Here is a 26,760-nt window from a genome sequence, read left to right on the forward strand (position 1 = left end):
ACAAACCAGCCCTCTGCCGTCTCTCGCTTCGCAGGCGGCGCTGCGAGAGACGAGCACCGTTTGACAAGGGCGCAATGAGGGATCTTCTTCGGCGCCGCTCAGACCGGAAAGAACACGAACGGGTACGTCACGATGATGATGCCGTCGTAAAGGTGTGGGAATTTCCACATTTTAATGCGGCTGGCCAAGGCTTGTTCCAGTGGGGCGTGGTCCATGGTGGTAGAGACGATGCGGGTGTCAATGACCTTGCCGCTGGAGTCGATGGAGAACTCCACCGAGATAGTGCCCTTGAGCGTGGGATTGGTGCGCAGTTCTTTGTTGTAGAGATAGATCAGGCCGTTCTTGTATTGCTCCACCACGCGGGCGATGGCGTCGTAGTCGATCGCAGCCCCTGACCCTGATCCGCCGCCTTTTAATCGAATTCCCACGCCATCGCCGAGTCGTTGCCCGCTGCTGCCCGTTCCCCCAGTTCCGGTCCCGCCCGGAATTCGAGCGAGCGCGACTTGTTGACCTTGCGCGAGCTTGGTGCGATCGCCGCTCCCGAGCGTCTTGGATTTGGCCACGGCTTTGTCCACCAGGCCGGTGTCGCGCGAGACGGACTTGGCCACAATGGTCCGGTTGCTCTTGGTCGTGGGAGCGGTGATCAGATCCGCCGAAGACAAGGCTTGGGTCAGGCGCTGGCTCTCGATAATGTCGCTGAGCCCGCCTTTTTCTTCCTCCTCGATCAATGACGCGAGCAGCCCGCTCTGTTTGACGATCTCTCGATTCTGTTGCGCCGAGTTCTTGGGTGCGGCTGCCGGCTTTTTCTCAGCCTTGGGTTTTTCGGGCGCCTTCTTTTCTTGGGGGGCGTCCGCGACTTTGGGTTTCTCGGGCGTGGCCACGATGGGCGGGGGCTCCAGAATGAGCTTGGCGACTCGCTCGGGTAAATCCTGGATATCCGGATGCTCGGGAAGAGGCATATGCACTATGGTCACGATCGCTGCGGCGAGGAGATAGAACCCCAGCGAGAACCGCAGGGTTTTCTTAAACAGCTCGTCGTCTGAATGCGGGACAATAATCATCCGCGGTCTCCGTTAGTGATCTGCTCTTTTTGAATCACGGCGAGCGCGATGTGAGGAAACCCCGTTTGGGCGCAGGTGGCCATGAGCTTTTTTAGCAACTGGAACGGAATCTTCTTGTCGCCCATGATCGTGATGTTGCCCGTGAACGTGACCGAAGACGTTTTCTGCGCCATGGCGCGAGTCCGGTCCGCCAGCCGAGTCAGCTCCTGCTTGACCGGTTCCAGGATGTTGTCGGGCTGGGCAATGGCTTGCGCCACGCTCATGATGCGCTTGCCGTCAACAAAGATCTCCTTTTCCGTCACCAGCAGGGCCACGGTCGCGCGGGGGGCCTTTTCCGCGGTGGACGCGGGCAGCTTCAAACCCTCGGACGACGGCAGGGCAGCCTCTTCACCGGCAATGTGCACCAGGAGAAACAAGAGCAGGATGGTGAAAATATCCATGAGGCTGATGAGGCTCAGAGAGACCACGCCATCACGGCCCCGTCGATTGTGCAGTCGGTCTCGGAGCTTCATGCGCGTTTGACCTCGCCGATGGAAATGTCCGGGAACAGTTCCTGGGACGCCCCGGCTTCGCGGCACACGTCCATGACTTCTACCAAAGACTCGTACGCCACGTCGGGCTCGCTCAGCAGGATTACCGACTTTTCCTGCGGGTGGGCGGCTTTGACCCGTTGGAGGATCGTGGTCAGGCCCGCCAGGTCGTATTTGCCGTTTTGCAGCGCGAGCCTCGTCACGTCCAGGCCGCTGCCGCGCACGCTGATGGCGTCCAGGTGCAGAGCCACGATCAGTTTGAATGGTTCCTGCGCGGGCGGGGTGGCAGCTTGCGCGCTGGAGGCGGTGGGCAGATTCAGGTCCAGTACCGCGAGCCGCGAAAACACCACACCCGTCAACAAGAACGGGATCAGCACCACCATGAGGTTCATGAACGGCGTGATGTTGAGCGAGTGGTCGTCTCGGCCCTGGCGGCGCCTCCGTCGCTGCCGCACGCTATTTCGCATGCACCGCTCCTTTCATGCCGACCGCGCGGCGCGCCTGGTGCATCTCCGCGCCGTTGGAATACCCGTCGGCCCCGTCTTCGCGCGCGGTCTGTCCCGCGAGGTTCACGAGCCGAAGCGAGTACTCCTCCACCGTGTCGATGACGCGATTGGTGCGGCTCTGCAGGAAGCCGTACACCAACATCAGCGGCACGGCTACGATCAACCCGAACGCCGTGGTGTTCATGGCCACGGAAATGCCTTTGGCCAGCAAGGTGGCCTTTTGCGAGGGGTCGGCCAGCGAGACCGCGGTGAAGGCCTGGATCAAGCCCACGATCGTGCCCAAGAGTCCCAGCAGGGTGGCCACGTTGGCCAGGTTCGGCAAATAACCGAGCCGTGCTTCCAGTCGCGGGATGACCTGCATCATGGCTTCGTCCACACTGCCCTGGACGTCTTCCCGCGTGAACGACCCCTTCATGCCGCGGATGCCGGCTGCGAGGACGCGATGAAGGGGCGTGCGGGACAGCGTGCAATGACGGACCGCCTCGTCCATGCGACGACCTTGGATGGGCGACGCAATCTGGCCCCACAGCCGTTCGGCATTGGCTCCGGAGCGCGCGATGACCACGATCCGCTCCACCACGATCGCGGTGGCCACCGCGAGCACCAGGAGGATCGGGTACATGAAGAAGCCGCCGGCCTGAAAGAAGTTGATAAACGTCGACACACTCATCATTGGAGACCTCCTCTTGTTGCGTTGCTGGTTCCTTGCGAGAGTTGGCGTTGAAAGCGCGCGCGATCAACGGGTTCGAGTAGTTCCTGCTGAAAACTGCGTCGCAACGGGATGTCGCCCTCGACCGCGGAGGTGTCTTTCCACGGCACCACGTACACCACGTGGGGCTTTTCCAACGTGCCCTGGATTTCCGTGCCCTCCATCAGAAAGCGCTCCACGTTGGCACTCGAACCGCCTGTCCTCGTTTGCGTGGGAGCGGTGTCAGCGGCCCATGACGTCTCGACCACGAGCACCAGCGTCGCGAGTCCGAGTGCGGCGACGGGAAGCCTCACGGGGTCTCCCTGGCGCGTTCAACCCGCTTGTGCAGCGCGGCGATCCAGATCGTGACCTCTTCGCGGCCTTCCCCGCCGGATGCCAAATAGGTTTCGTAGTGCTGGATCGCCTTCTCGGGCTCATTGAGATAGAGGTCGTACAGCACCGCGAGATTGTAGGTGGCGTCTCGGAAATCCGGCGCGACATCAAGGGCTCGGCGGTACGCGTCTTCAGCCTGACGAAACTCGCCCTGTTCCCGCAGCGCCAGGCCCAGGTTGTAGTACGCCTCGGGGTATTGGGGTTGAATCTCGATCGCCTGTTGATACGCGGCTACGGCTTCCGGCAGGAGGCCCAACCGCTTGTAGACCACGCCGAGGTTATTGTGAAACACGCTCACGTGGGGATAATTCGTCCGCAGGTTCTCGAATACGGTGCGAGCTTCCTTGAACTTCCCGTCCTCCACCAGGGTGGTGCCTTTCTGGAACGACAAGAGGACCTGGTCCAGTTTTTGGGCCTCGGCTGCGCGGGCCTCGTCGCTCCGTGCGGAGGCTGGAGCCGGTGTGGGCGATGCCGGCGGCAACGTGGCTCGGGTGCAGCCGGCCGCAGCCGCCAGCAGCAGCCACAGGATCATTTTCTGTTGAGGGCGCGTCGTCATCGTTCGGCCGTGAGCAGTCTGTCAATGATCGACGAGAGCGGTTGAGCCGTCAACGTCTCCACATCGATATTGGACGTGATCCGCTCGGTTCGCTCCGGCCGCTTGTAGAGCGCGGGCCGCAATTCGGCCAGCCGGTCATAGCTCTTTTTGACCCACTCGTTGTAGGCCCCGGGTTGGCTCGAGGCCCGCTGCACGTTGCTGGCATAAGCGTGGATCGCTTTCTCTTCGAACGGGAAGGCCTTTTCCTCCAGTTGGAACTTGTACTCCTCGACTTGGTCGGGAGTCAGCGTTTTGGGCAATTCGGCTTCGAGCAGCGCAGTCTTGAAGTGCTCGAACACCTCGCCCAGACGATAGGCGGACGTGGCGACCACGTCGAAGTAGCGGGACTCCGCGGCGCGGGTGTAGAGCGTGATCGTCTTGTCCAATGCCTGGGTCTTGCTCTTGAGATTCTTTTTGAATGGCTCCTTCAGCGCGATCTTCTTGAGCGATCGGAACGACTCCTCGGCTTGTTGGAACACGGCTTGTGCCGCGAACACGGTGCCGGGGGCCTCGTGTTCCACCCTGACAAAGAGTGCGAGCGCTTCTTTGTTTTTCCCCTGGCGCTGGCGGATGACGGCCATTTTCCACAGGCCTTCCGGCGCGTCCGCGTGTTTGGGGAAGCGCTCCGTGAATTGCGCGAACGCTGCGAAACTCTTCTCCCACTGGGACGCCTTTTCATAATCAAGCCCGGCGGTCCAGAGAATCTGGGGGGCCTGCGTCTGATGCTGGGGCATCTTGGCCGCGGCTTCAAAGGCTTCGGCTGCCTGGAGCCACTGTTCGCCTTGCTCGTGGATCAACGCGATGTGGAGCGCCGCCTTGGCGCCCAGGTCGGACTTGGGATCACGCTGGAGCAGTTGCTGGTAGGCCACGATGGCTTCTCCCGGCTGTTTGAGCGTTTCGTATAGGGTGGCCGCCTCGAATAGTGCGCCGGCCGCCAGCGGGCTGTCGGGAGCTTCCCGGGAAATCCCGGCGAATGTCTTGGCTGCCTCGCCGAGTCGATCGGCTTTCCTGTGCCGCTCGGCCTGTTTGTACATGGCTGCGGCCAGTAGATCGCTCATCTCACGTCGTTGTACGCTGTCCGTTGTCGGGAGAAGCGACAGGGTGAGCGCATATGCGGCGCGAGCCTCATCGAAGCGGCCTTGCCGCATGTACGAGTGGGCGATCAGCTTCTGCGCCGTGGCGGTGCCCGTAAATTTTGGATACCGGGCCAGAACCTGCCCGAGCACCTCTCGAGCCTCCGCGTCGCGTTGTTGCTCGAACAGGATCTCGCCGGACTTGAGCAGGACCGTCGGGGTTCTGGTGTCGTTGGGGAACTGCTCGGCGAACCGTTTGGTCAACGCGACGAACCGCTCTTGGCCCTTTTTATCTGGAAGCTTCTCCGCGGCCACGATGGCGGAGTACGCGGGCTCTTTGTCCACCGGCACCCCGGCGTAGCCGTATGCCACTGCTTCGTACGCCGCGGCTGCCAGGGCATACTCTTGGAGCGCCAACAGAGACTCGGCGTAGAGCAGATGCACTTCTCGCGTCTCCTTTTCCACGGGGAACTCTGCGAGGAACTGGCGATACCACCTGACCGCTTCCCGGTGATCGTCGGGCTGTTTGCTCTCTCGCGCACCGGCGTGGGCCGAGATTCCGAGTCGGTACAAGCTGTCTTTGACCAAGGGGCGCGAACGGCCGCGGCTGGTTTCGTCGTTGGCCCGATACCAGGCGCCGGTGCTGAGGTAGCTGTTGACGAGTTCAACTCTGGCGTTGCGAGCGGCGTGGGTGTCCTTCTGCTTCTCGTACGATTCGATCACGTACGACGCGAAGATCGGTGCCATGCCGTGCATAGGGTGTTCCCGGACAAAGGTTCGATACGTGTCGATGGCCTTCTGAGTTTGGCCCTCGGCCGCGTACTGGTTCCCCATCATGAGATAAAGGTCTTTTTCGTAGACGGCTGAACCGTGTTCCTTGAAGTAAACGGCCATGGGACCGGGCCCACCCACACTGCGGAACGAGATGGCTACGTACGTCAGCGCCTCCCACACCAGAGAACCGGGATCAGCGGCCAGGTCCTGTTGATCAGCGTTCTTGCGGTCGACCAACTGTAGAAAATTCTCGATCGCGTGTGGATAGGCTTGCAAGTTGAAATAGGTCCACCCCAGTTTGTAGCCCGCCTTATCCTGCAGGAACGGGTCATCCATCGAGATGGCTTGCTCATACGCCTGGGCCGCCTGTTCGAACCGACGACTGTCGAACTCGAACTCGCCGATTCGAAAGTACGCTTCCTGGCGATGGGGGCTGGTCGGATAGTCGGTGACCAGTCGCGTCAGCAGCGGCTGGGCCAGCTCGCGGCGACCAGTCTCCGAGTAGGCGCGTGCTAGCGAATAGAGCACGTGATCCTGACCGTGGAACGTGGGATCGGTGCGGAGCAATTCTTGGTAGGCTTGGATCGCCTGGTCATAGTTCACCAGCGGCGGAGGACCATCCGGCCGGTTCTCATAGGCGTCCATCTCGGCGAGAAACCGTTGGTGCGCGCGCTCCAGGTAGAGATCCCCCAAGCGTTTGAGGGCTTCGGATCGCAGGTCCTGATCCGCCTCGCCGTACTGCTTGAGAAACTCTTCATACCCAGTGATGACGTCCGCCTTCCGAATGACCGGCGCAGCCTGCTCGACCACCGGCGCTTTGGGTTGAGGGCTCGCGGCTCTCACCGGAAATTGAGCCGTTGCGGCGCCGTTGGTGCCGGCGCATGCTGTCAGCAGCAACGCGGCGCCCAGATACCATGTTGGACGGATGGCGATGAAACGCGTCATTGGGTCAAGACGTCCATGATGTGAACCTGGCTGAGCCGAGCCACGGCGGCCATGGCCTCCATCTGGCCGCTGCGTTGATCCACCGCTTTTAGTAGCAGGGCCTGCAACGGCGGCAGTAGTTCGGCTCGGAGGTCGATCAGCTCCCCCCGATACGCGACCAGGTCCTGTCGAATGGCCTGGATACGCTGACGGAACTGGCTGAGTTTCGTGTCCAAGCCGTTGATGGAGTCAACCAGCGCGCGTTGGTCGTGGTCCGCCTGTTCCAGGTCGATTTGCACTTGTATGATCGCGCGCTGAAGGTCGTCGCGGCGTCCGGGAACCTCGGTAAGGATGGTCCAGAGCCGCTCGCCCTGGAGCATACTGAGCCAGCGGTCCGCGTTGTTCCATTGCGCCTTGAGATCCTCGATCTGTAATCGATCCGACTGACCACTGGGCCTGAGCCGCGCGATGGTCTCGCCCACCGCGCGGCTCTGACCACGGGCCAGGGCCAATTGGCTCAAGACCGAGGGGTCGCTGCCGAGCGCCCATGCCTCGGCGGTTTCGTGTTGGACGGCCTGGTCGAGCGCGGCCTGCAACTGGTGCTCACGCTGTCGGAGCGGCGTGACAGGGTTTTGGGTGAGAAACCCCCGGACGGTCGGCACACGATCCCGGAACACGGCCTCGCGGTGATCGACCATGACCTGGAACACATCCGAGTCAGCGAGCTTGCGGGCCAGGTACTGCTCAATGGTCCCCAGTTCTCCGTACTGTCTGACCCAGAACCGGAGGCCGTCGTCGTCCAATAGCGGGCCGATCGGGCTGTCCAGCACCGCGGTCATATCCGTCAGCAACCCGCTGAGGCGATCGCGGTCTTTGATGAGCCCCCGCATTGTATCCAATGCTTGTCGCTCGCGGCGATACGTGTCGAGCGCCTTGCCGTACGCGTGAAACGCCTCACCGCGAGCGCCCATGCGGTCGTAACAATGGCCGATCGTGGTCAGGGCTTCGAGGGCATACGGATGATTGGGCGCTGCGCGAAGGAGGGTCAGAAACGCGGCGAGGGACTCGGCGTACCGCTGCTGATACAGGTGAACCCACCCCGCGCCGAACACCGCGTCAGGGTAAAACGGGCTCGTCTGGGTGATCGAGGCGAACGCCGGTAATGCCTCGTCGTATCGTCCGGTTTCTGTGAATAGTAAGCCCAGGGTCAGACGGCTCTTTTCAGCCAAGGCCTGCAGTAGCGCGTCGTCCTCAGGTTGCAGGCCCCCCAACTCCTCGAGCATGCGGCTCGCTTCGTCCACGTTCGCCAGTTGGGTATGTGATTTGGCGGACGTGAGCTGGGCAAAGGGCCGGTAATCGCTGGAACCGGGAATGGCGGTCATCACGTCGAGGGCCCGTTCGAAATTTCCGAGCGCGTAGTGGCTCATCCCGGCCAGGTACGCGGCGTGATCCATTGACGCGAATGCGGGGTCGGGCGTGAGTCGTTCAAACGTGGAAACGGCGGCTTGGTAGAGCGCACGCGAGTATTGGAGCCGCTCGATCAACAACAGCACCTGGTTGCGGTCCTGACCGGAAGGGAACGCTGATACCAGTTGGTCGAAGATCACCGTGGCGGGGCGATGCATACCCCAGGCCACGTACAGACTACCTCGAAGCAGTCTCACGTGGTTGAGCGTGTCCGTGTCCGTGTGTACGGTCTCCTCCAGAAGTTTCAATCTGGTGGCGGACGTCAGATAATCATCGAGGAAAAAGTGATAGTAGGCTTCCCTTTTCAGCGCGTCGGTGGTGGACCCGGATGTTCGCGGTTCCGCGCCGGATGCCGGCGCAGCCTCGGTCACACCCGTGGGTTGGGCTTTCGGAGGCTGGGGAAGGTTGATCGACGGGTCGGCCCACGCGTGCGCCGACCACAGTCCCAGCGCGAAGAAGAGGATGTTACCGCCACGTTTCATACAAGAACTCGGGTTGTTTTTTGGCGGTGTCGTCGCGGATCACCAACTTGATGAACGCCGCGCCCTTCTCCTTCTTGAGGGGGATAGTCTCCGCGCGTTTGTAGTCCTGACCCTGAGGGCCTTTGCCCGTAAACACCGCGGCCAGTTGATGGTCTCCGACCTTGAGGTTCCCCATATACAGGCGTTGAACCCCGCCCTTTTTCAGCGCCGTGACTTCGCGATCGGTGTAGAGGTAGCTGGTGACCAAGGTGTCGTTCACCATGAGCTTTACCGAGTCTAGGGCGAAGTAGTTTCCCCCATCCACGCTAAGAAACACCACCACCGATGAGTCCTCCGGGTACAGCAGTTCCTCCTGGAGCCGGAAAATCTGGGTGTTGAGGTCGATGACGTCGTCCTTGAGTTTCTGGATTTTGACGTCCAGGGCATCGATCTGCTGTTCCGGCGGTTGGAGGTCTTCAGCCGCAACGGGAAGCGCGAAGAAGAGAAGCAGCGGAAGCCAACGGCATTGTGGGATGCGTCCGTACCGCCTCATGGTTGCGAAGTCCTTTGTGTCGTGGTGGTGGCGCCGAGGCCCAAGCCCGTGAGCCCCGACGAGAGAAACATCTTTCCGTTACGGTCGATAATGATGGCGTCTACGTCTTCCAATTGTTCGATGAGCGCGAGACCGCGTTCAGGGCCCAGCACGAACACGGTGGTCGACAACGCGTCGCTGGTGGTGGCGTCGGGTGCCAGGATGGTTACACTGCGGCAGAGGGTTGCCGGGTAGCCGGTCCTGGTATCGAGGATGTGGTGATACCGCACGTCGTCCTTGATGAAAAATCGCTCGTAGTCGCCGGACGTTGAAATCGCCTGGTCCTCCAAGGGCAACACCGCGAGGATGCCGTCCGCCTTGTCCGGATCACGAAGGCCGACGCGCCACACGTCGTCGCCGTTTTTGCCCCTGATCAGCGTGTCGCCCCCGGCCATGACCATTGCGTTGCGGATTCCGTGCGCGTTGAGCACGGTCATGGCCCGGTCCATGGCGTACCCCTTGCCAATGCCCCCGAGTCCGATTTCCATCTGAGGAGACGGAAGAAAGACGGTAGATTGTTCATCGTTGAGTTGAATCTTCCGATAGTCCACGAACGGGAGTTGAGCGTTCACCGCGTCAGGGGAGGGGAGCACGGCGTTCCTGAAGTTCCAGAGCTTACCGACCGATGCGAATGAGATGTCGAACGCGCCGTCGGAGACCTCCGAGAAAACGAGCGATCGTTTGATGACACCGAACAATTCGCGACCCACCGGTACGGGCGCCACACCGGCCTGTTGGTTGATTCGGGACAGCTCGGTGTCCGACATGAAGTTGCTCATCAGTCGTTCCAGGCGGGACACCTCGGCGAACGCCGCGTTGACGGCGTGCTGAAGGTGGTCCCGATCGTCACCGACGGCTTTGACGATCACCTGGGTGCCCATCAACACACGTTCCTCGGAGACCAACAAGGGTCGTTCCGTTGGTGGTGAGGCCGCGGCCCTCTCGGCGAGGGCGCTCAGCAGCAATCCGCTAGTAAGTAAAGCCAAGGCTTGTGTGTAAGACATGGGCCCTCTGCGAGTACAGTGCGCCGGTGCGCGGATCCGTGAAGTTGTCGTAGTCGTACATCAAGAAACTATAGCTGACCTGAACCGAGAGATTTTCCAGACCGTGCCAGTGAAACCCCCGGGGTTTGTATTTGAGAGATGCGCCAATCCACTGGTCTGAGAATCGCGAGAGCTCCTTGTCCCGGGCCCGGTAGATCTGGGTTGAGGGGACTCGGTCGCCGTAGAAACTGGCTTGCCCCTGACGATAATATCGATAGAACGAACCGAGGAGCCACTCGTTCCGAACGTACCGTTGATACTCCACCTGGCCGGTGTGCGAGGCGACGGCGAACGTGTCCTGGTAGTAGCGATAGTCAAATTTCACGGAACTGCGCTGTCCGATCGAGAGCTCTCCCGCTGAATCGGGGACGAAACCGAAACCGGTGCGAAGCACCCATGCGTGGCCGGTTCGGGAGTCCGGATAGTTTTCGGGCGCCAACCCGCCACTGTCCAGGATCACGCTTCGATACGGGTTGTTGAGGAATCCGGAGTCGGCTGTGCCTTCGTAATTCACTTGAACCAACCATCGCGGACTCAACGATTGGGTGACGCCTGCGGAATAGATCGTGCGGTTTGCGTCCTCCTGGCCGAAGGATGGGTCGCCGTTCTTCTCCACCGTGTCCCAAGATCGTGCGAATCTGAGGTTGAGCGTCGTGTTTTTCTCGAATAGGTCGTGCGCCATGGCAACCGCGATAGTGTTCGAGGTGTAGTCGGACTCGTGGCTCGTGGTGTAGGTAATTCCCGTGAGCACGTCGCTGTGCAGGACGTCGGTGCCCACGGTATATTCTGTCCGGCGTTCCTTGTAGGGGCTCGCTTGGGTGACGACGTCGATGGACGCCGAGCTGACCAAGTCGATCCGGGCGCCTGCTTTCACGGACATCCGGTTGAGCAGTTCCTTCTTGACGATCATGGCTGGTCCCTGGACCATGATGCCGCCGCCGTTGTAGAGGTTGTAGCCTACTGCCGTGTCGTCCTGGGGTGGTTCTACGGCCTCGGCCGATCCCAGCACACCGGCCAACAGCAAAACGCTCCCTGCGGTTCCAATGCGCGCGTGCACAATCACCGGCAGCCGCACCCTCCTCCACTTCCGCTAAATCCGCCGCGAGATCCTTCCAGGACCTCCTGGACGTGTACATGCCACTCGGTTTTGAGCGCATCCGGGTCGAACAGCATGATTTCGTTCGCCAGATACTCCCGTTCCCAGGGCTTCACGCCGGCGCAGCCGGCCAAGGTCGCACTCATCAGCAAACCCCAGAGCAAACCCCAGAGAATGACGATCTTCACGTTCACCGCACTACTCCTTCAGCAGTGCCCGGATTTCTGCCTCGTAGCGGGCAGGCTCGGCCGGGCCGAATCCCCAGTGTACGTGGCGAAGCGAGCCGTCCTTGGCGACCACGAACGTGGTGGGCATGGTGCGGATCTGATAGACGTTCGAGGTCTTCCCGGCGGGGTCGAACAGCACGGGAAACGAGAGACCGAGAGCCGCGCTCATCTGCGCGCCGTGGGAAGAGACCTTGTCGATATTCACGCCCAGGATTTCCAGCCCCAGGTTCTGGTATCGGCGGTACAAGGTGTTGAAAAAAGGCAGTTCTTCTTTACACGGGGTGCACCAGGTCGCCCAGAAGTTGACGAGCACGACGCGGCCGCGCAATTCGCTGAGTTTCACGTTGCGGCCGGTCGAGCTTTTCAGCGTGAAATCCGGAGCCTTCTTCAGCCCGCCCGAGACCTCCGACAGACCCGTGGAATTGAACAGCAGCACGGCCGACAACGAAACAACCAGTAACGCGAGGGAGCGAGGTAGCGACATGGCGGTCCTCAGAAAAACACGGCGAGGGCGATGGTGCCCTCGAGGTTGTAGGTGAGTGTCTTCTCGCCGGTGACATCGGTCTCAAACATGTGGAGCCTGAAGTCGGGTCTGACGCTGAACCAATCCGTGACGAACAGTTTGTACCCGGTCCCCACCTCCATGCTGAAGTGGTTCCGCTCGTCCATGTTGACTTGGCCCAAGCCCGCGACCAAATAGATGGTGGAGTTGATCGTCCGTTTTCGCGTGAGAAAGATCTGACCCGGGAAGAGGTCGTACGAAGCGCCGACGCTCCAGTACCACAGGTCGTCGTTCACCAACAACGAGCGACCGGTCAGTTGGCGAAAGGCGGTCTGGTCCACCTGCGATCTCGCGTAGCTGGCTTCGAACGCGATGTCTTCGGTGACGTGGTAGGTGAGTCTCAGCCCGTACACACCCGACGCGCCGAAGCCGTCGGGGGCGTAGATTCCGGCATACGGGCCCAATTCGAACCGCTCGGTGTCGAGGCGGGCTTCCTTCAGAGGGCGATCCTCGGCCGGTGGTTTGATGACGGGTTCCTCCTCGATCGGAAGATCCTGGCCGTGAGCCAGCGCTCCGAAGTGGAATCCGGCACCCATTACCACGCCGATCACCGTCATGATCCACATTCTCCTCGTCATCGTCGAAGGTTAGAAGCGGAACGACAGGCCCGCGCTGTATTCCTGGAATTCCCGCGTCCGTTCGGTGCTCATGAAGAGGGTGAAGTGCCGGATATCCACTCGTCCTTCCAGGTTCCTGAACAGCGGAACCGCGAACCCAGCGCCGGCGTACGCCGCGGGAAACGTTCCTGACTCGACGTTCACCAGGAGACTCGTCGGGCTTACGTGCGCCACCCCGCCCCCGATGGTCCCGCTGAGGGCCAACCACCGAGCGCGCCACGGGGTCACGACCATGCCTCCGTGATACAGTTGGGTCCCGCCCAGGTCCCCCGACACGAAGCCTCCGTTCGCCTCCAAGGCCAGAGAGTCGATGAGGGTATAGGTGACGCGCACATACAGGGCGGGTTCTCCGGAAAACGTGCCGGCGCTCCATCCCAGCGCGGTTCTCCCCGCGACGATTTCATCGAAGATCCGCTCCGTCCAACTCTTCCGGTATCCTGCTGCCAACAGCGTCTTTTCGATCTCGCGCCGATGAGCCCATCCCTCGGTGCCGTTGCGGAGACGGATCTCGTACCAGTCCACGCGTCGCTTCAGCAACGCGATGGTTTCGCCCTTTTCCGCCACGTAGAATACGGGATAACTGCTTCCCGGCCCGGTATGGATCTCCAGAAAGGGCTCGATGATCACCGCTTCTCGGAAGACGGGATCCTTCCCAAACACGGCTGTGGGGCTGATCACCAGCCCCACGCACGCGATGCCGACGAAGAGTCGCCATCTGGCGGTCGCTCGCACGCTCAAATCGGGCTCTGAATCCAGCCCAGGATCGCGACGTAGTCCGGATCAGCAGTACTCAAAAAAATGTCTCCCCCCAAATGCTGAACGCCTCCCGCGGCCAGCGCCAATGGTTTGGTGAGCAGCTTGCTGGTGGTCGGGTTCGCGAGGTTGGCCATCCCCGCGGCCGAATCTTGATTGGCGAGCAACTCGTCAGCGGAACACGAGTTGCCCGAGCAATCAAAGATCCGAAAGCTTCCGCCGGGCCCGCCTGAGTTGGGGTTGCTCTTGTCCCGGTAGTGGCACCCGGCCTGCGAGCACCCCCGAGCGTCGAAAATGGGCTGAATCGTAGCGGCGAACACGGTCTGGTCCAACTGGCCGATCGCCTCCTCCCCGCCGGGCTCGACCTGGCCGCATCCCGCGGTGAGGAGCGCAACCGTCGCCGCCACAAGTATAGCCCCCTTCCCTGGTTTGCCGGCCCTTCTCACTGCGCCGCAATGATCCAGTTGAGAATGGTGGTGTAGTCCGCGTCCGTGGTCGCCAGGGGAGCGGGTGTAACCGGCTGGCCGTTCACCAGCATCGGCACCACGCCCGTGCCTTTCACGAACAACAGGCTGTTGGCCGGATTGGTCACGTTGACGCGAGCGGCCGTCGCGCCGAAGTCGCCCTCGGGATCTCCGGTCAACACAAAATTGCTGGCACCGCCCGCCACGTGGCAGCTCCCGCAGCGTTGTTGCAGGATGGGCTGGATCGTGGCTTCGAACACGGCCTCGTCCAGATTCGCGCGGCCCGGGTTGGTGATGACGTCGTAGTTGCTGAACTGGGCGCCCAGATCGATCCACTCCACCATGGTTCGCTTGTCTTGAGCGGCCAACATTCCGGCATGGTTGTTCGCGTCTGAGGCCGGCAGGCTCAGCGACGAACGGAGTTCCTCGCCGAAGATGCGCTCGACCAGGTGGCTTTGCCGCGATTCGCCGGGTACCACGAGCTCGGACCCGTTCATGTCGCCCTCGAGCAGGGTTGTATACGAGATGGGGAATCCCAGTCCCGACAGATCGCCGCTCAAATCAAGATTCCCGCTCGGTGTGGTCGATGAGTGGCACGACACGCACTCCGCGTCGAAAATCGTCTGCACGTGATCGGTGTAGTCGATCACTGCAATCGTTGGTGCGACCAGCGTTGACGGCACCTGGTTGAGCGCGATCGAGTCGGCCGCTGCCCGCTGAGGCTGACCGCGGCGGGGAGAGTGGCAGCCATTGCAGGTCCGGTTCTCGCCGGGCCTGACTTGCAACCAGTTTTCCTTCACCTTGAATGAACGCCCTTGGCTGTCCACGACGTGAAGCGTTAACGACGTGTCGGCAGGAACCGTGACCCGGAATGAACCGTCCGCAGCCACCGGGGCGTAGCCGAGAATCTTCTGTCGCTCGAACTCGGTCAAGCCCATGTCCTCCACCCCCACGCCGGGTTGGCTCGGCACCGCTTGGACGATCCGCACCTGCTTCACGACCTGCAACGAGGGGTTACCGGTCAGCGTGGCGAAGTCGATGTTGCCGTTGCCGTCCCTAGGAATCGTCACGCCCAGGACGGCGTTGGACAGGGCGCGGTTGGCTTCCGAGTCATACACACTGGCGGCGGCGAGCACGCCGGTGGTTCCGAACGATTGACGGTTCGCCAGCTTCGTGGGTTTGGCGGTGGGAATGTCGGTGGCGGCGGCCACGGCCATCAACGGCACCGGCTCGACGTAGACCCGCTGGGTGCCGGCATCAGGAACCTTGATGGGTTTGAGCGTGCCGTCCGCGTTGTTGAGCATCCAGATGCCGTAGCGGGGGTCCTCACCCTCGGTGACAACTCCCGTATCCTCATCTTCCATGTCCTCGACGACTTTGCCGGTCGAGTAGGAGACCAGGTACCGGTCGGTGCCGTCGGGAACCGGGTACGCGCCGTGATACCGGCCCACGTCGGACGCTTCACGTCCGGTGGGAATCACCTGGGTACCGGTCAATTGCAACGACGAGGTGTTGGCGTTGTCGGCTTCAGCCACCACGTTCACCACGCCCAGGGCTCCGCCTTCGAACGTGCCGGTGAGCGGCATCATGGTGCCGATCATGCGTCCGTCCGAGAGCTCGCGCAGATCCAAAAACGAGTTCACGCCGGAATGTGATCCGTATTTGACGAAGAGATCCGTGCCGTCCGGCTCCATGAAGAACATCGGAAACTTGTTCTCTCCGCCCAAGTGCTCCCACCGGCTGAACGCGATGGTTCCGTCCCGCAGAACAATGGGGTTGCGATCGTGGCTCTGGTTGAACGAGATCTGAACCACCTCCCCGCTGTCGCAGGCCGGTTGGCCAGCGAGGACCGGCTGGGTGCGGTCCAGCATGTGAAGGACCGTGGATCGCCGGCGTTCGTACTCGTCGAGGTGCCCGGGGCGGTCCGACGAGAACACGATGCGGCCATCCGGGAGATACTGGGGGTCCACTTCATTGTCCGCACCGCACGTGAGCTGCACCGGCGCGCTCACCCGCGTGCCGTCCGCGTTCACCTCGACTTCATACAGGTGCCACCGGTCCGCGCTGCTGGTCCGCATCGCAAACACGACGCGGAACTGCTCTTCGGTGGTTTGCAGAAAGATTTCGGGATCCGACACATCACCCACGCCGTTGGTCAGGTCACTGGTGAGGTTGCGGAGCGTGCCTGAGGGCGTTGCGGGTACAAGCGTCATCAGATCGCCGCCGGCCTCGAAGCGAATGGGATCCAACGGATCACCCATGGCGTCCACGCTGCGCGCGGCGAACACGATGCCCGGGATGTCGTCCTGGGCAATCGGACTTTCCCCGGTAGAGCACGACCACACCACCAGCCCGCCAACCAGGGCCACTATGGCTCCGAACATCCATCCGAACACTGGTGATTGCGTTTTCATAGTGCCTCCGTCAAGCTGCCTTGTCGGGACAAATGTTGCAATTCAGATGCTAGCCATCGGTACAAAATGGTGCATTCCAAGCGTCCATGCGAACCTGGAAAACCCCAAAACACGCCGCTTTGTGAATCCATGGATCACGGTTTTGTGATTGAACGCGTAATGTGTGAACCTGAAGCCTCAGCCCGACTGCGAAAAATCTCGTCATTCGACGGTAAGGATCGAGCGCGACTGGGAAGGGGTGTGGGTCCGACATCGGCGTGTGGTGGGCTTCGCTCAGCCGGGCTTCACCGCAGCAAGGACGACGCCGTGTTCAGAGCTGGGCGCTGGGATCACACATCGCTCGTGCCACTTATCGGTCCGGTATCGATACGCCAGGACACTCATGCGAGCGACCCAGTCCGCAAGTAACAGGCTCCACACCGCAATGAGATCCAGGTTCAAGGCGACGGCAAACAGCCAAGCCAGCGGGACGCGGATGCCCCAGCTTCCGACCACCGTGCTCCAGAACAGGACCGGCGTATCGCCCGCGCCTCGCAGTGATCCGGATAGAACGAGTGTGATGGCCAGCGGAATCTGGAGGACGGCCACGATTTTCAAAAGCGGTGCTCCCAGCGCGATTACCTCGGAGTCCTGGGTAAACAGGCGGAGCAGTGGTCCGGGAATGCAGAAGAACACGATTCCCATGCCGACCATGATCATGAGCGCGAGACGGTTGGCCTCTCGGTGGGCGATGGTGGCCTCCAGAATTCTTTGGGCTCCCACGCGTTGTCCCACCGCGGTGGTGGCGGCCATGCCGATCCCCAGACCAGGTAGAAAGGCCAACGCTTCAATGGCCATTCCAACCTGATGGGCGGCGTACGCCGCGGTGCCGTAGAGCATCACGACTTTGAGGTACATGAGTTGCCCGGTTTGCTGCAGCAACCGTTCGCCCAAGACGGGAAGACCTACGCGGGCCACCTCGCGCATCAGCTCCGGATGAGGTCGTCCCGTTCGCAGATACCGTCTCCGGAATCCCACCACAAGCAGATACACGGCTCCGACTGTTTCCGACACCGCGGTGGCAATGGCCGCGCCCAGCACGCCGTAGCGCGGCGCGCCCCAAACGCCGAAGATCAATGGATAGGCGACGGCCAGGTGGACCACGTTCATGAGCACTGCGGCCCGAAGGGGCGGCCGGGTGTCTCCGGTTCCGTACATGATCGCAGAGAGTAGATTGACCAGCAGGGAGCACGCGAAGAACGAGAAGATCACGCGGAGGTACGGAGCAATCAGGGCCAACACCTCGGGATGAGCTCCCAAAAAGACCGCACCCGCGTGGCTGCCTGATACGCCGAACACGCCGAGTGCCGCGCCGAGCAGGGCGCCGATGCACACGGAACGGAACGCCACCGCGCCGGCGTGGTCCTGCCGTTGCGCGCCCCACAATTGGGCGATGACCACGGTGGTGCCGGCGGACAGCGCCCAGACCACGGTCATCGCTACGAACATCATCAGTTGGCCGATCCCCACGGTCGCAATGGCCGCGGCCCCCAGGCCTCCCACCAGAAAGATGTCCACGACGGTGGTGAGTCGCTGAAGGAGACTGCTGAATACCACGGGGACGGCCAATGCCACGATCTCTTGACGAATGCCGTCCTTCATCGGATAGGCGTTGGGATAACCGCAGGGAACCCGTTGCGTGCGGCTAGCAAGATAGCACAGGGTTTGGCGATGTCCATTGCGGGACGGCGTTTCCTAAAAAACTGGTTGGAGAGTCGACATGCCAGAACAGTGCCAAGCATCTGAGGCGGCCGATTAGCGAGGAAATATCCCGTTTCGGAGCGAGGTGCCAAGAATCTGTCGTGAGTGCCGGTCTTTGAGCGCAGCAGGATCTCCTTCAGCCGGCTTGCTTCGATCGCGCGCACTACGGCGGCATCGGTCCCAGCCAGGGTGTAGCTTGGGTCGATATGACACGACCCCTCGGCTCGGATGAGCCGAGGGGTCGCGTCATGGGGGCCGTGGACCGCGGCAGTCCGCGAGACTTTACCCCGGTTTCTTCTCCTTGACCGCCTTGATCTCAAGTTTGATCTTCACGGTGTCGTCCTGATCGCCGTTCTTGGTATAGCTCTTTATCTCGTAGGTCATGGTGGGGAACTTGGCGACGTTGAAGGAGTCTGGACTCGCAAGTGGTCGTCGCGTCTCTTGTGGTCGGTGTTGGTTCCTTAGCGCTTCAGCCCCTTGATAAACTCGTCGATCGGCAGCCCCGGCATGGTCAGGAATTGCACCGTGCCGCGCGATCCAAGTTCCACCGAGATCCTGGCGATCGCGTGGTTGTCCGGCGCTTCTACCACGTTGACGAAGTCGTACGGCCCCAAGACGGCATACTGGGCCACAACTTTCGCGCCCATGGTTTCGATCTCCTTGTTCACTTCCTTGATACGGGCGGGATTGGACTTCAGGGTTTTCCGTCCGTCGTCGGTTAAGGTGCTCAACATGATGTAGGTCGCCATGCCAGCCTCCTTGGTGAAAGTGAGTCCCGAATCACGACGCAGTGTAGAGCGGACGATCCGGGAAACGCAAGCCGGCGGTGGCGATGCGGAACAATGGGGGTTTCCCCCGGCGTGGTGCCTTCGCGTACAATACGGGCACATCAGGAGGGTCGAGCGATGAAGACACGCATTGGTGCGGCGGCGCTGTTGTGGGCGGTGGTTTGGGGACTGGCCTCCTCGGTTGCGGCGTCCGGCTTGACGACCATCGATGGCGGACAGTTGGAAACATTGATGGCCGACGGTCGCCCCCTGGTCATCGTGGACGTGAGAGAACCGGAACTGTTCGCCGCTGGCCGCATCCGCGGCGCGATCAATATTCCGTACGAAGATGCCAGACGCCGCATTTTTAAGGAACTGTCACCGCAGGATCGGATCGTGTTCGTCTGCCACGGAGGACCTATGGGTGACGAGCTTGGTCACCTGCTTGCTGAAAATGGCTATCCGACCGTCTACAACTTGAAAGGCGGGATGAAGAAGTGGCGGGGAGAAGTGGTGCGCGGGTGAGCATTTCAGTCGCGTGGGTGTCGTCCCTCCCCGGGACGCTGACTTCCCTAGGATCTGGTGGTGCCGAGTTGACTGGTCGCGCCCGGGCTAGCCCGGGCGCGCGACGAACTGCGGCGCGCCTTATACGTGGTGCAGCAATCGGCCAATCAACTGGGGGATCAGCACCATGTGTTGTTGCGACAACTGGACTTGGAGGTGCTGGAGGAGGGTCACGTAGTAGTCTCGAGGAAAGGCGTAGTAAGCGATGGCGGCACAGAGGACGAGAACCAGCGCAAACATGGCGGTTTGTTTGAAGAACGGGAATACGCCGCGCCCCCAACCGAACATCCGGCGCCGATTGTTCGCATACTCCAGTCGCTTGAGCACCGGTTCTTTCTTGGTCTCATCCAGACTGACTTTGAGGGCGTCGAAGCAGTTGAGCGGCCAGATTAGCAGCACGATCGGTGTCACGAAGATAAGGGCGATCAGAATCCTTTCCCAGAACAGTCGGTCCGTGGCGGTCTCGAGATGGGGCCAGAAGAACCAAATGAGCAGGGCCGTGGGCACTGCAGAGAAGCCCAGCAGGCCGACCAACAGAAAAAGCGCTCCTTTCTGTGCCTGCCCATTCAGGAATTGCCCCCACCCTGGGAGCACCATCGAGCAGGCGGCTGGAATCCACGAGCTGTCGATGCCGCGGAACGGTTCGGTCCGGGCCGCGTTGGTCTGGTGATACGCCTGCTCCGCGCTGGACAACCAGACGAGCAATCCGGAAAGGTAGAACAGCGTCGCGGCCGTCAGGATCTGGGAGGACGTGACCGCGAGGCTTTTGAGCCACGCGAGTATGGGGTCACGATAGAGCCAGATCAAGACCGGGTCTGCATAGAAATTCACCATCAACAACAAGAGGAGGAGGGCGCCGATGCTCCGCTGATCGTGATAAATCTGACCGCCGCCCCAGACCAGGATCGACCACGAAAACGCCGCAGCCGGGTTTTTCTGAACGCGTGCTGGGGGAGTGGCGGTGGATTTCCTGCGAACGCGGGGGCGTTCATCGGGGTCCTCGATGACCCACACGCGGTCGGTTTCCATGAGTGCCTTCCCAAAAACCGCGAGAAAATATAGCACTCGAACAGCCAGCGGTCCAAAGCCCGAGGGGCTCTGGCGGCAGGGTCGTAGTGTCCTGGCGAACGATTCGCGGTCGCGTTGGATCAGTCACGTCGTGGGAAAGCGCAACACGAACGTGGCTCCTGGGCCTTCGCCGGGTTCAAGTCGGATCTGACCACCGTAGCGCAGGACGATCCGTCGCGCGATGGTCAAGCCCAACCCCGTGCCTTGCCCGGGCGCTTTGGTGGTGAAGAAGGGGTCGAAGATCTTTGACGCATAACCTTTCGGAACCCCGGGACCCGAGTCGTGGATTCTCACCACGATGGCCTCGCTGGAGACGCCGCTGCTCAAGTCGATCGTGCCCCTGCCTTTCATGGCCTGGATCGCGTTCGTGATGACGCTGACGAAGACCTGTCCGATCTCTTCGGGGACCGCGCGAATCCGTGGAACCGACTGGTAACGCCTCCGCACTTGGAGCCCGGTGACCTCGTCGGTCAACCCGACCACCCTCAGCGCGAGATCGAGTTGCTCGTTGACGTCGACGTCGTCCCGCAGATCGGCGCGGTCGGGTCGCGTGGAGCCGGCGAAATCTCGAATGACTCGGGCCATCCGCTTCGCGTGGTCCACGATGCGGCTCGCGTGATCTTTCATACGAGTCGGATCTTTTTCGTCCCGGATGGCTTCGCTGAGACTGAGGATGCCGAACAGCGGATTGTTGAGTTCATGGCCGATGCCCGATGTCAACACGCCCAGTCCGGCGAGTTTCTCGGCCTGCAGCAATTGGTCCTGCATCTGGCTCTCTCCCGTGGTGTCCCACAACACGAGCCCGGCCCATCCCTGTTCGGTCGAACGGGTGTCGATGCGGAACATCTCGTACCGATACGTCACCCGCCGGATCGTCAGTTCGTTCGTGGCCGGGCTCGTCTCGCTCGTCGGTCGAGGGGACAACGGATCGCCCGGCGGCTCATCGGCCCCGGAGACCTGGACCGGTCCCGGCGTCCGTCCCGACATGGCGAGGCCTTGGGCGTAGACGTGGAGCTGATCACGCAATCGCTCGCGGGAGGAGTCATCCAGGGGGATCAGCTCGAACAAGTTCGTGCCGTGGACCTCACGATCACCCACGCCGAACGCGCACCGGGCGGCGAAGTTGGCGTATTGCACCCGCTCGTCTTCGATCAGGACAATCGGGTTGGGCACGCTGTCCAGAATCCGCTGGGTATAGGCCTGAAGCGACCGGATCTCTTCGGCCTTTTCTTCGACTTCCTGCGTCAGCCCGGAGAAGGCCTTTCGCAGCCGGACGTTCATCCGATCGAACTCTTCCGCTAGCTGTTCGATCTCGTCGCCCGTGCGCACCGAGATCCGCTCGTTGAGCTCTCCGCGACCGATCAGCGCGGCGCCTTGCTGCAGGCGGCGTATCGGCGTCACGATGCGGACGGCGGCCGCGTACCCCAAGACGGCCAACAGCGCGATCGCCAGAAGCCCGCCCACCGAGGTTCGCGCCAGCAGGTGACGGGTCGGAGCCAACAGCTCTCCGGACGACTGCCAGGCGAACGTGTGCCAGACGGTGCCGGTGGATGCGATCGTCAGGCGGTTGGTGTCGGAGAGCGGCGAGAACCCGACGATGGACTGCGTCTGACTGCCGTGCCCGTCGGAAGGAGTCTTGGCCCAGCCCGCGTGAGGCGGAGTCACCAGACGCACGAGTTCGGCGTCTGCCAGCCGCGTTCCCGTGGGGAGGATCGGGCAACTCATGACGGTGCCGCTGCTGTCGATGAGCATGACGTGTCCGGTCTTTCCGAATCGAATGGGAGACAGGAATGGGGACAAGTAGCTCTTGGCGTCGAACACGCGATGGACGACTCCCAGCGGCCGTTTGCGATCGCTCCCCATCACCGGCACCGAGAGGTGAAACGTATACGCGTTCAGCGCCGGGTCGAACGTCACGTTTCCGAGGTAGGCGCCGCCTCGCCCGACGGCCAACGCTTTTTGCCACCAGGTTTCCCCGCCGTGCGTGTAGTCGACCGAGGTGTTGACGCTGCCGGCAAGGCGACCCGCGGCGTCGGTCACGAACAGCACGCGCGTTGCGTCGGGTTCGTGCGCCTCGTTGTTCAAATACCATTTGAGACGACCGGCCAGCGGCCCCTCGGTGATCTCCCGGACCAGACGGTCATCGCGAGCCTGCCACCGCCGTCCAGGATCAGCAAGGGAGAAGGGGGCCGCTGCCCGGTCGGTCAGGAATTCCACGAGTGCGGGATCGCGTGCGATGCGGGTGATGAGGGTGACTTCATCGGCGAACACCAGATCGAGTTTGCGCGCGCTTTCAGTGGCCAACCCCGCGAAGCTCGCCCCGATCACGGTTTGCAGTTCGCGGGTACCCTGGACGTAGGCCATGCCGATCGCCAGCAACAACGGCACGGTCCCCACCACCAGCGTCAGCAGCACGAGCCGGCCCTTCAGTCCCCATCGCGTGCGGGTCCGGCTCGGTGAGCGCTCCATGGGTGATCCTAGTGTGGAGGAAATCTATCCTGCGCCCGGAAACTGTAGGCGAAAGGTCGTCCCCTGACCTTCTCGACTCGAGACCGAGATGTGTCCGTCGAACTTCTTGACGATGGTGCGACAGATGTGCAGCCCCAATCCGGTGCCTTCGCCCGGTCTCTTGGTGGTAAAGAACGGATCGAAGATTTTCCCCAGAATCTTCTCGGGAATGCCGGGTCCGGAGTCGCTGATGGCCACGGCCACCGCGCCGTCTTCACGGTGGGTCGACACCTGCAAGGTTCCCCTTCCGTGCATCGCTTGAACCGCGTTGGTGATGAGGTTCACAAAGACTTGGATGAATTCGTCCGGCCTGCCGCGCACGACCGAACGATCCGCGTAATCCTTGACTACCACGACTTCCTTCAGCCCGGTGGCGTATTGAGCCAGCTGGATGGCTTCGTCCAGTTTGGTGTTGATCTCGACGTCCGCCCAGTCCTCCGACTGCGGAATGCGGGCGTACCGCGTCAAGCCCTGGACGATGGAGGAAATCCGCCTGACCGCCCGCAGCATGTCGCGCGCGTGCTCCCTGACCACCGCCGGGTCCTGTTCATCACACAGAGTTTCCGCCAGGCTCATGAGAAAATAGAGGGGATTGTTGATGTCGTGGGCGATCCCGGAGGTGAAGGTCCCGATCGTGGCCAGTTTCTCGGCCTGAGACAGTTGCATCTGGATCTGGGCTTCGTACTGGACGAGGTTCCAGAGCAGTTTGGCACCGGTGCCGCCCAGAACCTCGGTTCCTGGAGGATGGTGAGCGGTGATCCAACGCGCGACCTCGGGATCCCCGGTGACATCCACGATCAAGTCGGTCTGGTAACTGGAGAGTAGCTCCGCGACGTTGACAGCGATCGGAATGCCGAGCTCCCGGGCGCGGCGCAGCCCGGGAGCTCGGGGATCATGGTCCGCCACCCCGCTGACCGCGACCCCCGGGGTGCGTACGAACAACTCGAGTAGGGCGGACCCCCCTTGACCGGCGCCGAGAATAGCCACCGTCATCCGTGGTCCGCCCGGTGTGACGGCGGACAACGGAGCCGTAGGGGGCGCCTCTTGAGATAGGCCGGGCGTGGACTGCTCCAACCTGGAGGTCGGCGACCGCTTCCCGGAGCTATACCCGGCCGTACTGCTTCATCGCCGAGTCCACTGCGGCGGCGAGCTTGTCTCGTTCGACCGGTTTGATGAGGTAATCCGCCACGCCCTGCTTCATCAACGAGGTGGCGAGTTGCACGTCAGGAAATCCCGTCAGCACAATGATCGGACGCGAAGGATACTGTTTGCGGAAATAACTGATCGCCTCCACCCCGTTCACCCTGGGCATCCGAATGTCACAGATGATCACATCGACGGAAAGGGGATTGTCGCCGGAATTCATGACATCCACGGCTTTTTTCCCGTCTTCGGCCTCGATCACCTCATACCCGGATTTGGTCAGCCCCAGGTTCACGGCCTTTCGTACATCGGCTTCGTCATCCACCACCAAGACGCGGCCCCGGCTGTTACTCTGCGGAATACCAAACAGGTCGACCATCACGTGCCCTCCCTTCGCTCCCTGAAAGGAAACACCCGACCGGCAACCCTGCTGTCTCACCGCGAGAGCACAATAGTCCCTTTGGGAGGGCGTGTCAAGAAGGAACAACAAACGCGTATCGTGTGCACGTCTGCGGGACGACTCGGCGATCACAACCCTTCTGGGTTTCGGCCGAGTGCGGCCGTCGTTTGACAAAGCCCGCCCCCCTGACTACCTTTCCTCGGTCAACCACCCCAAGGAGAAACCGCGGTGCAAAACCGGATTGTGCTCCACTATGGAGATGGACGGATCGTGAAAGGGAGCACCGGCGATTTTTTTCCTGACAAACAGTGGTTTCACTGCACGGAAAACGGTTCCGAGAAACCCACCCGGGTGGATATCTCAAAGCTGAAGGGAGTCTTTTTTGTCAGGGACTACGAGGGAAACGCCGAGTACCGGGAGCAATATAACGGTGAACGGACCGGTCTGGGCAAGAAAGTTCGAGTGACGTTCAAAGACGGTGAGGCGATCCTCGGGTACACGCCCGGATTTTCCCCCAACAAGCCAGGGTTCTTTCTCTTCCCCGCCGACCCCAAGAGCAACACCGAGAAAGTGTTCGTGGTAAACGGCTCCACGGAAGAGATCACGTTTGTCTGAGGTGCCATTTCGGACAGGTTCCGCAGGCCTTGTGCGAATCTGCTGTTACTGAGGCGGGGCCGCGTGGCCGCAAACCCGCGGTTACCGAACCGGCGCGGTCGGTTCCTCGCGCAACTCCTCGGCTTCTCGCTGGATGCGGTGCCGTTCAGCCTTGGATTCCAGGATCACGTGTTCGAGCGCTTCATCGGACACCTGGGTCAACTGCGCCGCCGCGTCTTTCATCGCACCGTGCTCGACTGCGCGTGACAGGATCTCCGCCTTGGTGGCGCCCTTGCTCTTGCCCAGGAAGGGCTTGATGATGAGATAGACCACGTCGCGCACCGGCATATATCGGAGAAACCGCCTCAAGAGCCGGAACGTCTGGATCGGGTAGTGCCGTAATTTGTACAGAAACAGCCGTTTGAAGCCGGCGGTGCGTTCGGCGTTGATGACCTCGCCGGGCAGACAGGTAGGGTCGATTTCCGAACACTTGAAGTACTTGTACCAATCCGTGGCGTCGTTGACCAAACCGCGGTGCACATACTCCTGCCAGAGCGGCGTGCCTCGATAGACGCACAGTCGATTGAAGCCGAAGGTGTCCAGCCGCAGGCGGGATGCAAAATCGAATGTCGCCCGCATGTCTTCGACGGTCTCGTCCGGGTTGCCGACGGTAAAAAATCCGTGCACGATTTCGATGCCGGCCCGTTTGGCATTGGTGACTGCGGACTCGACGTCCTCCAATGTCTGTTCCTTTTTCAGCCGATCGAGCACCTTCTGGCTTCCGCTCTCGATCCCGAACATCAGGGTTCGGCAGTGCGCCTTGGCCATGATGGGGAACAAATGCTGGCAGACGGAATCGACCCGTCCCTCCACGCCCCACTCGATGTCGATCCTCTGGTCGATGATACCCTGACAGATCGCCTCGATCCGTTTGGGTTTGAGCAGGAAATGGTCGTCCACGAAATAGACCGCGCCGTACCCGAGCTCCTGCAGGTGCTTGAACTCCGCCACCACGTGTTCGGCGCTTCGAAAGCGCCATTTCCCGTCGTTGAAGATCGGGATGTCGCAAAACACACAGGGCCACGGGCAGCCGCGGGACGTCTGCATGGTGGTGAAGCGCTTCATCGACAGCACCGCCGGCACGTCGAGCGGCATGGACTCGATGAAATCGAGTTTCAGGCTGTCGCGGTCTGGAAAGGGCCACTGGTCGAGATTGCGCTCGGTGGGGCGGTTGGGATTGTTGATGACCCGGTCGTCCTTCATCCAGGTCAGGCCCTGTACGGCCTCGGGGTCGTTGAGATGCGCCAGGAGGTCGAGGATCAACTGCTCACCGTCGCCGCGGCACACGAAGTCGACTTCGGGACACTGCAGCTTCACCAACCCCGCGTTCAGCGAGGCGAAGACCCCGCCGAACGCGAGCTTGACCGCGGAATCCACCGCGCGGATCTTACGGGCCAGGATCTTTGCGTAGGGGTAGCTGGTCGTGCTGAGAAAACTCATGCCCACCAGCGCGGGACGCTGGCGCCGGATCTCCTCAATGATGACGTGGTCGGGCGTCTCGGGATTGGCCTGATCGAACATGACGCACTCGTGGCCATCGCGTTTGAGCACCGCGGAGAGCGACATGATGCCGATGGGGGGAAAGCCCATCACCCGGATATTGCCGTTCTTGGCCCGGGTCTTGGCTGGCAGCGCGTAAAATTGAGGATCGCGGATATGGATCAGGAAGACGCGAA

At 61.5% G+C, this 26,760-nt stretch carries 26 protein-coding genes; 2 read left to right on the top strand and 24 right to left on the bottom strand.

What is annotated here, in order from left to right; all coding sequences use genetic code 11:
- Window positions 1–98 precede the first annotated feature (98 nt).
- From AB1451_09505 to AB1451_09595, 19 genes are all read right to left on the bottom strand, one after another.
- Window positions 99–1,061 carry an AgmX/PglI C-terminal domain-containing protein gene (locus tag AB1451_09505; protein ID MEW6683139.1) on the bottom strand — a complete coding sequence of 321 codons (963 nt, stop codon included), beginning with the start codon at window positions 1,059–1,061 and terminating at the stop codon, window positions 99–101.
- Entirely contained in the window at window positions 1,058–1,573 is a 516-nt protein-coding gene (locus AB1451_09510) for a biopolymer transporter ExbD (GenBank protein ID MEW6683140.1), read from the bottom strand. The genes AB1451_09505 and AB1451_09510 overlap by 4 nt, the downstream gene beginning before the upstream one ends.
- Entirely contained in the window at window positions 1,570–2,058 is a 489-nt protein-coding gene (locus AB1451_09515) for a biopolymer transporter ExbD (protein MEW6683141.1), read from the bottom strand. The genes AB1451_09510 and AB1451_09515 overlap by 4 nt, the downstream gene beginning before the upstream one ends.
- Complete coding sequence (locus AB1451_09520) at window positions 2,048–2,770, bottom strand: MotA/TolQ/ExbB proton channel family protein (protein MEW6683142.1); 723 nt, start codon at window positions 2,768–2,770, stop codon at window positions 2,048–2,050. The genes AB1451_09515 and AB1451_09520 overlap by 11 nt, the downstream gene beginning before the upstream one ends.
- Entirely contained in the window at window positions 2,767–3,099 is a 333-nt protein-coding gene (locus AB1451_09525; protein ID MEW6683143.1) for a hypothetical protein, read from the bottom strand. The genes AB1451_09520 and AB1451_09525 overlap by 4 nt, the downstream gene beginning before the upstream one ends.
- Window positions 3,096–3,734 (bottom strand): tetratricopeptide repeat protein, encoded by a 639-nt coding sequence (locus AB1451_09530; GenBank protein MEW6683144.1) that lies wholly within the window; start codon window positions 3,732–3,734, stop codon window positions 3,096–3,098. Before AB1451_09530 ends, AB1451_09525 begins: the two co-directional genes overlap by 4 nt.
- Window positions 3,731–6,565 carry a tetratricopeptide repeat protein gene (locus tag AB1451_09535; protein ID MEW6683145.1) on the bottom strand — a complete coding sequence of 945 codons (2,835 nt, stop codon included), beginning with the start codon at window positions 6,563–6,565 and terminating at the stop codon, window positions 3,731–3,733. The genes AB1451_09530 and AB1451_09535 overlap by 4 nt, the downstream gene beginning before the upstream one ends.
- Window positions 6,562–8,493, bottom strand: a complete 1,932-nt coding sequence (locus AB1451_09540) for a tetratricopeptide repeat protein (GenBank protein MEW6683146.1) — start codon at window positions 8,491–8,493, stop codon at window positions 6,562–6,564. The genes AB1451_09535 and AB1451_09540 overlap by 4 nt, the downstream gene beginning before the upstream one ends.
- A complete protein-coding gene (locus AB1451_09545; protein ID MEW6683147.1) occupies window positions 8,477–9,025 on the bottom strand; it encodes a hypothetical protein in 549 nt (182 codons plus the stop codon). Before AB1451_09545 ends, AB1451_09540 begins: the two co-directional genes overlap by 17 nt.
- Entirely contained in the window at window positions 9,022–10,068 is a 1,047-nt protein-coding gene (locus AB1451_09550) for an FAD:protein FMN transferase (GenBank protein ID MEW6683148.1), read from the bottom strand. Before AB1451_09550 ends, AB1451_09545 begins: the two co-directional genes overlap by 4 nt.
- Window positions 10,034–11,170 carry a DUF3570 domain-containing protein gene (locus AB1451_09555; GenBank protein MEW6683149.1) on the bottom strand — a complete coding sequence of 379 codons (1,137 nt, stop codon included), beginning with the start codon at window positions 11,168–11,170 and terminating at the stop codon, window positions 10,034–10,036. The genes AB1451_09550 and AB1451_09555 overlap by 35 nt, the downstream gene beginning before the upstream one ends.
- Window positions 11,167–11,397 (bottom strand): DUF4266 domain-containing protein, encoded by a 231-nt coding sequence (locus AB1451_09560; protein ID MEW6683150.1) that lies wholly within the window; start codon window positions 11,395–11,397, stop codon window positions 11,167–11,169. The genes AB1451_09555 and AB1451_09560 overlap by 4 nt, the downstream gene beginning before the upstream one ends.
- 4 nt (window positions 11,398–11,401) lie before the next feature.
- On the bottom strand, window positions 11,402–11,914 hold the full coding sequence (locus AB1451_09565) for a TlpA disulfide reductase family protein (protein ID MEW6683151.1): 513 nt from the start codon (window positions 11,912–11,914) through the stop codon (window positions 11,402–11,404).
- An 8-nt stretch (window positions 11,915–11,922) separates the two neighbouring features.
- Window positions 11,923–12,549 carry an outer membrane beta-barrel domain-containing protein gene (locus AB1451_09570; GenBank protein MEW6683152.1) on the bottom strand — a complete coding sequence of 209 codons (627 nt, stop codon included), beginning with the start codon at window positions 12,547–12,549 and terminating at the stop codon, window positions 11,923–11,925.
- A 30-nt stretch (window positions 12,550–12,579) separates the two neighbouring features.
- Window positions 12,580–13,341: an SH3 domain-containing protein gene (locus AB1451_09575; GenBank protein MEW6683153.1), complete on the bottom strand. Its 762-nt coding sequence runs from the start codon at window positions 13,339–13,341 to the stop codon at window positions 12,580–12,582.
- A gap of 2 nt (window positions 13,342–13,343) precedes the next feature.
- Window positions 13,344–13,769 carry a hypothetical protein gene (locus tag AB1451_09580; protein ID MEW6683154.1) on the bottom strand — a complete coding sequence of 142 codons (426 nt, stop codon included), beginning with the start codon at window positions 13,767–13,769 and terminating at the stop codon, window positions 13,344–13,346.
- Window positions 13,770–13,804: 35 nt separating this feature from the next.
- On the bottom strand, window positions 13,805–16,240 hold the full coding sequence (locus AB1451_09585) for a hypothetical protein (GenBank protein MEW6683155.1): 2,436 nt from the start codon (window positions 16,238–16,240) through the stop codon (window positions 13,805–13,807).
- Between the two features lie 273 nt (window positions 16,241–16,513).
- Window positions 16,514–17,881, bottom strand: a complete 1,368-nt coding sequence (locus AB1451_09590) for an MATE family efflux transporter (GenBank protein ID MEW6683156.1) — start codon at window positions 17,879–17,881, stop codon at window positions 16,514–16,516.
- 560 nt (window positions 17,882–18,441) lie between these two features.
- Window positions 18,442–18,729: a GYD domain-containing protein gene (locus AB1451_09595; GenBank protein ID MEW6683157.1), complete on the bottom strand. Its 288-nt coding sequence runs from the start codon at window positions 18,727–18,729 to the stop codon at window positions 18,442–18,444.
- Between the two features lie 156 nt (window positions 18,730–18,885).
- Between AB1451_09595 and AB1451_09600 the strand changes: the two genes are divergently transcribed.
- Complete coding sequence (locus AB1451_09600) at window positions 18,886–19,272, top strand: rhodanese-like domain-containing protein (GenBank protein MEW6683158.1); 387 nt, start codon at window positions 18,886–18,888, stop codon at window positions 19,270–19,272.
- A gap of 120 nt (window positions 19,273–19,392) precedes the next feature.
- On the opposite strand, the gene AB1451_09605 is transcribed toward AB1451_09600, so the two are convergent.
- The 4 genes from AB1451_09605 to AB1451_09620 form a co-directional block, all read right to left on the bottom strand.
- Entirely contained in the window at window positions 19,393–20,340 is a 948-nt protein-coding gene (locus AB1451_09605) for a hypothetical protein (protein MEW6683159.1), read from the bottom strand.
- Between the two features lie 123 nt (window positions 20,341–20,463).
- On the bottom strand, window positions 20,464–22,848 hold the full coding sequence (locus AB1451_09610; protein ID MEW6683160.1) for an ATP-binding protein: 2,385 nt from the start codon (window positions 22,846–22,848) through the stop codon (window positions 20,464–20,466).
- 24 nt (window positions 22,849–22,872) lie between these two features.
- A complete protein-coding gene (locus AB1451_09615) occupies window positions 22,873–23,880 on the bottom strand; it encodes an ATP-binding protein (protein MEW6683161.1) in 1,008 nt (335 codons plus the stop codon).
- Window positions 23,881–23,989: 109 nt separating this feature from the next.
- Window positions 23,990–24,409, bottom strand: coding sequence for a response regulator (locus tag AB1451_09620; protein ID MEW6683162.1), 420 nt, complete (start codon window positions 24,407–24,409; stop codon window positions 23,990–23,992).
- A gap of 249 nt (window positions 24,410–24,658) precedes the next feature.
- Between AB1451_09620 and AB1451_09625 the strand changes: the two genes are divergently transcribed.
- Window positions 24,659–25,045 carry a hypothetical protein gene (locus AB1451_09625; protein MEW6683163.1) on the top strand — a complete coding sequence of 129 codons (387 nt, stop codon included), beginning with the start codon at window positions 24,659–24,661 and terminating at the stop codon, window positions 25,043–25,045.
- A gap of 81 nt (window positions 25,046–25,126) precedes the next feature.
- Here AB1451_09625 and AB1451_09630 read toward each other — a convergent pair whose 3' ends face one another.
- On the bottom strand, window positions 25,127–26,674 hold the full coding sequence (locus AB1451_09630) for a radical SAM protein (GenBank protein ID MEW6683164.1): 1,548 nt from the start codon (window positions 26,672–26,674) through the stop codon (window positions 25,127–25,129).
- Between the last annotated feature and the right edge of the window lie 86 nt (window positions 26,675–26,760).

It is taken from the genome of Nitrospirota bacterium (genome assembly GCA_040757335.1).
Classification (GTDB): Bacteria; Nitrospirota; Nitrospiria; order 2-01-FULL-66-17; family 2-01-FULL-66-17; genus JBFLXB01.